Source organism: Promicromonospora sp. NPDC060271, assembly GCF_042726755.1.
Taxonomy (GTDB): Bacteria; Actinomycetota; Actinomycetes; order Actinomycetales; family Cellulomonadaceae; genus Promicromonospora.
This window is the reverse complement of the sequence record NZ_JBHXBG010000065.1, coordinates 22,113-29,136: the sequence shown is the minus strand read 5'-3', so window position 1 is coordinate 29,136 and position 7,024 is coordinate 22,113. Positions and strand designations below refer to the sequence as shown.

General features: G+C 73.4%; 6 protein-coding genes. 5 read left to right on the top strand and 1 reads right to left on the bottom strand.

Annotated elements, in window-relative coordinates:
• Positions 1-16: 16 nt before the first annotated feature.
• On the bottom strand, positions 17-1,303 hold the full coding sequence (locus tag ACFWE2_RS12175; RefSeq protein ID WP_377224491.1) for an ABC transporter substrate-binding protein: 1,287 nt from the start codon (positions 1,301-1,303) through the stop codon (positions 17-19).
• A gap of 337 nt (positions 1,304-1,640) precedes the next feature.
• On the opposite strand from ACFWE2_RS12175, the gene ACFWE2_RS12170 reads away from it, so the two are divergent.
• The 5 genes from ACFWE2_RS12170 to ACFWE2_RS12150 all read left to right on the top strand — a co-directional run bounded on the left by ACFWE2_RS12170 (position 1,641) and on the right by ACFWE2_RS12150 (position 7,005).
• Positions 1,641-2,759 carry an ROK family transcriptional regulator gene (locus ACFWE2_RS12170; RefSeq protein WP_377224490.1) on the top strand — a complete coding sequence of 373 codons (1,119 nt, stop codon included), beginning with the start codon at positions 1,641-1,643 and terminating at the stop codon, positions 2,757-2,759.
• A gap of 128 nt (positions 2,760-2,887) precedes the next feature.
• Positions 2,888-3,982 (top strand): substrate-binding domain-containing protein, encoded by a 1,095-nt coding sequence (locus ACFWE2_RS12165; RefSeq protein ID WP_377224489.1) that lies wholly within the window; start codon positions 2,888-2,890, stop codon positions 3,980-3,982.
• Complete coding sequence (locus tag ACFWE2_RS12160; RefSeq protein WP_377224488.1) at positions 3,979-4,809, top strand: ATP-binding cassette domain-containing protein; 831 nt, start codon at positions 3,979-3,981, stop codon at positions 4,807-4,809. Before ACFWE2_RS12165 ends, ACFWE2_RS12160 begins: the two co-directional genes overlap by 4 nt.
• Positions 4,806-5,999, top strand: coding sequence for a sugar ABC transporter permease (locus tag ACFWE2_RS12155; protein ID WP_377224487.1), 1,194 nt, complete (start codon positions 4,806-4,808; stop codon positions 5,997-5,999). Before ACFWE2_RS12160 ends, ACFWE2_RS12155 begins: the two co-directional genes overlap by 4 nt.
• A gap of 1 nt (position 6,000) precedes the next feature.
• Positions 6,001-7,005, top strand: a complete 1,005-nt coding sequence (locus ACFWE2_RS12150) for a LacI family DNA-binding transcriptional regulator (protein WP_377224486.1) — start codon at positions 6,001-6,003, stop codon at positions 7,003-7,005.
• The last annotated feature ends 19 nt before the right edge of the window (positions 7,006-7,024 follow it).

Sequence of the window (7,024 nt, the reverse complement as noted above, 5' to 3'; positions counted from 1 at the left end):
CGACCTACGGCGGCGCTCAGCCCTGTGCGGCGGCCGCCAGCTCGGACTGGAACCCGGCCAGGTCGGACGCGCCGGTGGTGAACTTGCTCGTCGCGTCGGAGATCGCGTTGAGGGTCGCCACCGGGGTGGCCGCGCCGTGGGCCAGCGAGGACACGATCGTGTCGTTCGCGAACGACTCGATGGCGGTCTGCTGGTACTCCGAGAAGTCCGCGGGGTCGGCGTCGGTGCGGGCGGGGATGGAGCCCTTCGCCTTGTTGAACGCGACCTGGCCCTCGAGCGAGCCGACGGTCTCGAGCCACGCCTTGGCGCCCTCGGGGTCGGGGGCGCCGACCGGCAGCGTGAAGGAGTCGGCGAGGAAGTCGAACGTCCCGTCGGTGCCAGGGACCGGGGCCGCCGTGAAGTCGGTGCCCAGCGTCTTGTCCTGCTCCTCGAAGGCCGCGACCGCCCAGTCGCCCATGACGTTGAACGCGGCGCCGCCGTCGATCACCATCTGGGTCGCCTCCGGCCAGTCGAGACCGTCGCGGTCGTCGTTGGTGAAGCCCATGAGGGTCTCGAAGTTCTCGAGCGCCGCGGTGACCTCCGCGCCCTCCCAGTCGGTGCTGCCGTCCCACAGCCCGCTGTACGCGTCGGCGCCCAGGCTGGCGAGCAGCACCGTCTCGAGCAGGTGCACCTGGGTCCAGGTGGTGCCCACCGAGAGCGGCGTGACGCCCGCGGCGTCGAGGGTCTCCAGGTCGGCGATCCACGCGTCGAGGTCCTCGTACTCGGCTTCGGGGTCGATGCCGTTCTCCTCGAGCACCGTCGGGTTGGCCCAGACGACGTTCGCGCGGTGGATGTTCGACGGGATCGAGTAGATCGCGCCGTCGTCCGACGAGAGGCGGTCGACCAGGTCGGCCGGGAACGCGTCCGTCAGCCCGAACTCGTCGTAGAGGTCGGAGACGTCCTCGATCTGCGCGGCGTCGATGTAGTCCTGCAGCTCGGCGCCGGCGTGGGCCTGGAACGTGTCCGGCGGGTCCTGCGCCTGCAGGCGGGTCTGGAGCAGGTCCTTCGCGGCGGAGCCCGCACCACCGGCGACGGCGCCGTTGACGAACTCGATGTCGGGGTGCTGCTTCTCGAACTCGCCGACCAGGGCGTCGAGGCCTGCCTTCTCGGAGCCGGCCGCCCACCAGGTGAACACCTCGACCTGGCTGCCGCCGCCGTCGCCACCGTTGTCGCCACCCGTGTTGCCGCCGCCGCACGCGGCCAGCGTGAGACCGAGCACGGCGGCTGTCGCCACCGTCGCGGTAATCCTCCGGTTCGAACGCATCTGGGGTCCCTCAACCTTCCTCGGTCGCTGGAGCACCGACCCGGGCGACGTCGTGGTGCGCGCCGAAGGTGAAGTCACTTCGCGCCCAGGACTACGTCGTTCCTGCGACCGGCCGGGCGCGCCTGTACGCCCGTGAACCCGGCTCCTATCGAACGACCGGTCCGCTTTGGTGTCAAGAATTGAACGCAAGCGACGCCGGATCGTGACCTGAAGGTTCAGTTCGTGTATCCAAACCCCCACATTGCCCCGGAAGGCGGTTACCCTGGGCGCTGTGCGCGCGGATCGGGTAACACCGGGTTCGCAGACCTCACTCCGTGAGGCCAACCGAGCCCGTATCGTGAGCGCCGTCCAGCAGCGTGGCTCGCTCACGCAGATCGAGCTGGCCGGCGTCACAGGGCTGTCCCCAGCCACCATCTCGAACATCGTCAAGGAGCTCACCACCGCCGGTGTGCTCCACACCGCGCAGTCCACGCGCAACGGCCGCCGCGCGCTCCAGGTGACCCTCGCGCGCAACCTCGGTGTGGTCGCGGGCATCCGGTTCGGCATGCGCTCGCTCAGCGTCGCGCTCTCCGACGCGTCCATGCGGGTCCTGGCCGAGCAGCGCATGCCGCTCGCCCCCGACCACCGCGCCGACGCCGGCCTGCAGCGCGTCGCGATGCTGGTCAGGGAGATGATGGAGGCGGTGGACGCCGACCCGTCCGAGCTGCTCGCCGTCGGCGTCGGGGTGCCGGCACCCGTCGACATCCGCACCGGCCAGGTGGTGACCGTCGGCATGATGCGCGGCTGGGACGGCGTGCACGTCGACGAGATCCTCGGCGCCGAGCTCGACGTCCCGGTGACCGCCGACAACGACTCGACGCTCGCCGCGATCGCGGAGGCCCGGTTCGGCGCGGGAGCGGGCTACGACTCGGTCGCCTACGTCAGGGTCTCGCACGGCGTGGGCGGCGGGCTGGTACTCGGCGGCCGGGCGGTGCACGGCAGGTCCGGGGTGGCCGGCGAGATCGGGCACGTGTCCGTCGACGAGCACGGCCCGGTCTGCCGCTGCGGCAACCGCGGCTGCCTCGAGATGCTGGTGGGCGCCACCAGCCTCCTGTCGATGCTCCCGCCGGAGGCGGGGCACCTCACCCTCGCCGACCTCGTGGCCCGCGCGCTCGACGGCGACGCCGGCTGCCGCCGCGTCGTGTTCGACGCCGGCCGGCACCTCGGCATCGCGCTGGCCAACCTGTGCAACCTCGTCGACCCCGACGTCGTGGTGATCGGCGGGACCCTCGCCGAGGCGGGGGACGTGCTGCTCGAACCGCTGCGCACCGCGCTCGGCCAGCGCATCGTCGCGACGTCCCGCGGCCCGGTCGAGGTGATCCCGTCGACCCTGGGCGCCGACGCGGGCGTCCGCGGCGCCCTGGCGGCGGCCCTCGACCAGGCCCGCATGTTCGGCTCCTTAGGAGTGGGCCAGTGACCGCCCCGATCCTCGGCCAGTTGAGTGCTGGGTATTTGCGCCGTCGAACCGTTTCGAGCGCACAAATACCCAGCACTCAACGGACCCGCGCGCAGCGGGTTGTGGGGTGGGTTGTGGCGGTCGGGCTTTTGGTCGGGGGGTGTTCCGGCGGCGGGGTCGGCGGGGTCGGGGGGTCGGCCGGGAGTGAGGGGGCCGCGCACGAGGGGACCATCGGGCTGCTGCTGCCCGAGGCGCAGACCGCCCGGTACGAGGCCTCCGATCGGCCGACCTTCGTCTCGGTCGTCGACCGCCGGTGTCCCGGCTGCACGGTCCTGTACGCCAACGCGGGGCAGGACGCAGCGGCCCAGCTCCAGCAGGCGGAGTCGATGCTCGCGCAGGGCGCCGACGTGCTGGTGCTCGACGCCGTCGACACCGTCGCCGCCGTCGGGATAGTGGTCCAGGCCAAGAGGCTCGGAGCGCAGGTGATCGCCTACGATCGGTTCGTGGACGGCGCGGACTACTACGTGTCGTACGACTACGAGTTCATCGGCTTCCTGCTGGGCTCGGCCCTGGTCGGCGCGGTCAAGGAGAGAGCCAACGAGCGAGCGGACGCACGGGACGGCGACGGCCCGGCGGGCTCCGACGACGGCCGGCCCGGGGTGCTGCTGGTGCACGGCTCGGCCACCGAGCCGAACGCGCTCGCTATCGCGGCCGGCACCCGCCGCGCCCTCGAAGGAGAGGACATCGACGTGCTCGCCGAGCACTACACGCCCGACTGGAGCCCCGACAAGGCCACCGAGTGGACCGAGGCGATGCTGACCAGGTACCCGGGCCAGGTCGACGGCATCCTCGCCGCCAACGACGGCATGGCGGGCGGCGCGATCGCCGCGGCCAAGGCGGCCGGCCTCGACCCCGTGCCCGTCACCACCGGGCAGGACGGCGAGCTCGCCGCGGTCCAGCGGATCATCGCGGGGGACCAGTACATGACCGTCTACAAGGCGACCGACCAGCAGGCCCAGACGGCCGCCGAGCTGGCCGTGCGTGTGCTGCGCGGCGAGGACCCCCGTGCGAGCGTCGTCATCGAGGGCGTGCCGACCATGCTGCTGGCACCCCGCGCGGTCGCCGCCGCCGACGTCCGGCACGTGATCGTCGACGGACGGGTCTACTCCACCGAGCAGATCTGCGTGCCCGCGTACGAGGCCGCGTGCGAGCGTGCGGGCCTGATCGGGCAGGAGGAGTCATGAGCGACCCGGTGCTCTCCCTGCGGGGCGTGTCCAAGCGGTTCGGGGGCGTGCGTGCGCTCGTCGACGTCGACGCCGACGTGCACGAGCACGAGGTGCTGGCCGTCGTCGGCGACAACGGCGCGGGCAAGTCCACGCTCGCGGGTGTTCTGGCGGGCGCCCACCGGCCGGACGCCGGCCAGGTGCTGCTCGACGGGCGCCCCGTGGTGCTGGGCTCGCCCGCTGCCGCCCGCGCGCTCGGCATCGCCGCGGTGTTCCAGGAGCTGGCCCTCGTCGACGACCTCGACGTCGTCGAGAACCTGTTCCTCGGGCACGAGACCCGGCGCGGGCCCCTGCTCGACGAGGTGGCCATGGAACGCGAGGCCTGGCGCCTGCTCGACCAGCTCGCTGCCAGCGTGCCGACCGTGCGCGAACCGGTGCGCACCCTGTCCGGCGGCCAGCGGCAGGTCGTCGCGGTGGCCAGGGCGCTGCTCGGCTCGCCGCGCGTCGTCGTCCTCGACGAGCCGACGGCGTCCCTCGGCGTGCGCCAGACCGCCGAGGTGCTCAACCTGATCGTCCGGCTGCGGGAGCGTGGCCACGCCGTGGTCCTGGTCAGCCATCAGGCGGGCGACCTGCAGGCGGTCGCCGACCGGATCCTCGTGCTGCGCCTCGGCCGGGTGCACGACGTGTTCGACGGCGACGCGTCCTACGAGGACCTGCTCGCCGCTATGACGGGGGCCGTCCGGCCCGGGAGCAAGCAGACCGGGAGCAAGCAGACCGGCAGCAAGCCGTCTGGCAGCAAGCCGGCCGGGAGCACGCCGGCCGGACCCGACCGGGCGGCATGCCGATGAGCGCACAACCGGGCGTCACCGGCGCGGGCCTGCCCGGCGCCGTCTGGCAGCGCATGCGCGGCCGTACCAGCCTGCTGCCGATCGTCGCAGCGCTCGCCGGCATCTGGCTGATCCTCGGCGCCGTCAACCCCGCCTTCCTCGCACCCGAGAACCTCGTCAACCTCACGCTGCAGAGCGCCCCCGTCGGCGTCATAGCGCTCGGCGTAGTGCTGGTGCTGCTCGTGGGCCAGATCGACCTGTCCGTCGGGTCGCTCAGCGGGCTCGCGGCGGCGGTGGTCGCCGTCGGCTCCGTGACCCTCGGCTGGCCGGTGGCCGTCGCGATCCTCGCCGCCCTGGCCTGCGGCGTGGTGGTCGGGCTGGGCTACGGCGCGCTCTCGACGCGGCTCGGGCTGCCCAGCTTCGTGTTCACCCTGGCCGGGCTGCTGTTCCTCGCCGGGGTGCAGCTGCGGGTGCTCGGCCCGCTGGGCTCGATCAACCTGCCGTTCGAGTCGTGGTTCGTCCGCTCGGTGCAGCAGGGGTTCCTGCCGCCGGCGGTCGCCTGGGCACTTGTCGCGGGGACGGTGGCCGTCTCGGCGGCCCTGCAGGTCGCCGCCCGCGCCCGGCGCCGGCGGGCGGACCTCGCCTGCGCGAGCGTGCCGCAGATCGTCGTCCGTACCCTCGTCCTGGCCGCTGTGCTGTCCGCGATAGTGGCCTACCTGTACGCGGGCACAGCGCGCGGCATCGGCTGGTCGGTGCTCCTGTTCGCGCTGCTGGTGGTGGTCACCGACGTGCTGCTGCGCCGCACGCGGTGGGGCCGGTCCGTGCGCGCGGTGGGCGGTGACCGGCGGGCGGCGATGCTCGCGGGCGTCCCCGTGCGGCGCACCGTCGTGCTGTGCTTCGTGGCCTGCTCGACCCTCGCCGCGCTCGGCGGCGTGCTCGCGGCGGGCCGCCTGGGCGCCGCCAACCAGGGCACCGGAGGGGCGGACACCTATCTCGTGGCGATCGCCGCTGCCGTGATCGGCGGGACCAGCCTGTTCGGCGGCCGGGGCAGCGCGTGGTCCGCGGTGCTCGGGGTGCTCGTGATCCAGTCCATCGCGAACGGGCTGACGCTGATGAACGTCGACCAGGCGGCCCGCTACATGGTGACCGGCGCCGTGCTGCTGCTGGCGATCATCATCGACATGCTGCTGCGCAAGCGCCGGGAGGCCTGACATGATCCGTCGTCCGACGCTGGCAGTGGTGGCCGAGGCCGCAGGGGTGAGCCTGAAGACGGCGTCCCGCGTGCTCAACGGCGAGCCCAACGTGGCAGCGGCCACGCGCGAGCGGGTGCAGGACGCCGCCACCTCGCTGGGCTTCAGGCGCAACGCGGTGGCCGCGGACCTCGCGCGTGGCGGCTTCTCGCGCCTGGTCGGCTTCATCACCGGCGACCTCGCCAACCAGTTCTACTCGGCCCTCGCCAGCGGTATCGAGCGGGAGCTGCGGGAGCACGGGCTGCAGCTGCTGACCGCGTCGTCCGACGAGGACCCCGCGCGCGAGGGGTCGCTGACCGGCGAGCTGCTCGAACGGCGCGTCGGCGCGCTGATCGTGACGCCGGCCGGCGCCGACCACTCGGCGCTGCAGGGCGAGATCGACGCCGGGCTGACCGTGGTGGCCGTGGACCGGCCGGCGGCCGGGATGGACGTCGACACGGTGGTCATCGACAACCGTGGCGGCACGCGATCCGCCGTCGAGCACCTGCTCGCCCGGGGGCACCGCCGCATCGCCTTCGTGGGCGACGAGCCGCACCTGTGGACCTACCAGGAGCGCAGCACCGAGTTCCTCGCGACCATGCGCGACGCCGGGGTGCCCGACGCCGAGCGGCTGCACCGCTCGGGCGCCCACTCCGTCGCGGCCGCGCGCGACCTGGTGGTGGAGCTGTTCGCGGACCCGGAGCCGCCCACCGCGGTCCTCGCCGCGAACAACCGCGTGACCGTCGGGACGCTCCAGGCGCTGCGGGACGCGCCGGGCGGCTCCGACGTGGCGGTCGTCGGCTTCGACGACTTCGAGCTCGCCGACCTGCTGGGTGTCACCGTCGTGGCCTACGACGCCGTGGAGATGGGCCGGCGTGCGGCCGAGCTCGCCGTCGCACGGTCGGCGGACCCCGCGCGGCCCGCCGAGCTCGTCGTGCTGCCGACCCGGGTGGTCGCCCGGGGGAGCGGGGAACGCCCGCCGCGCTGACGTCATCCCCCGTCCCCGG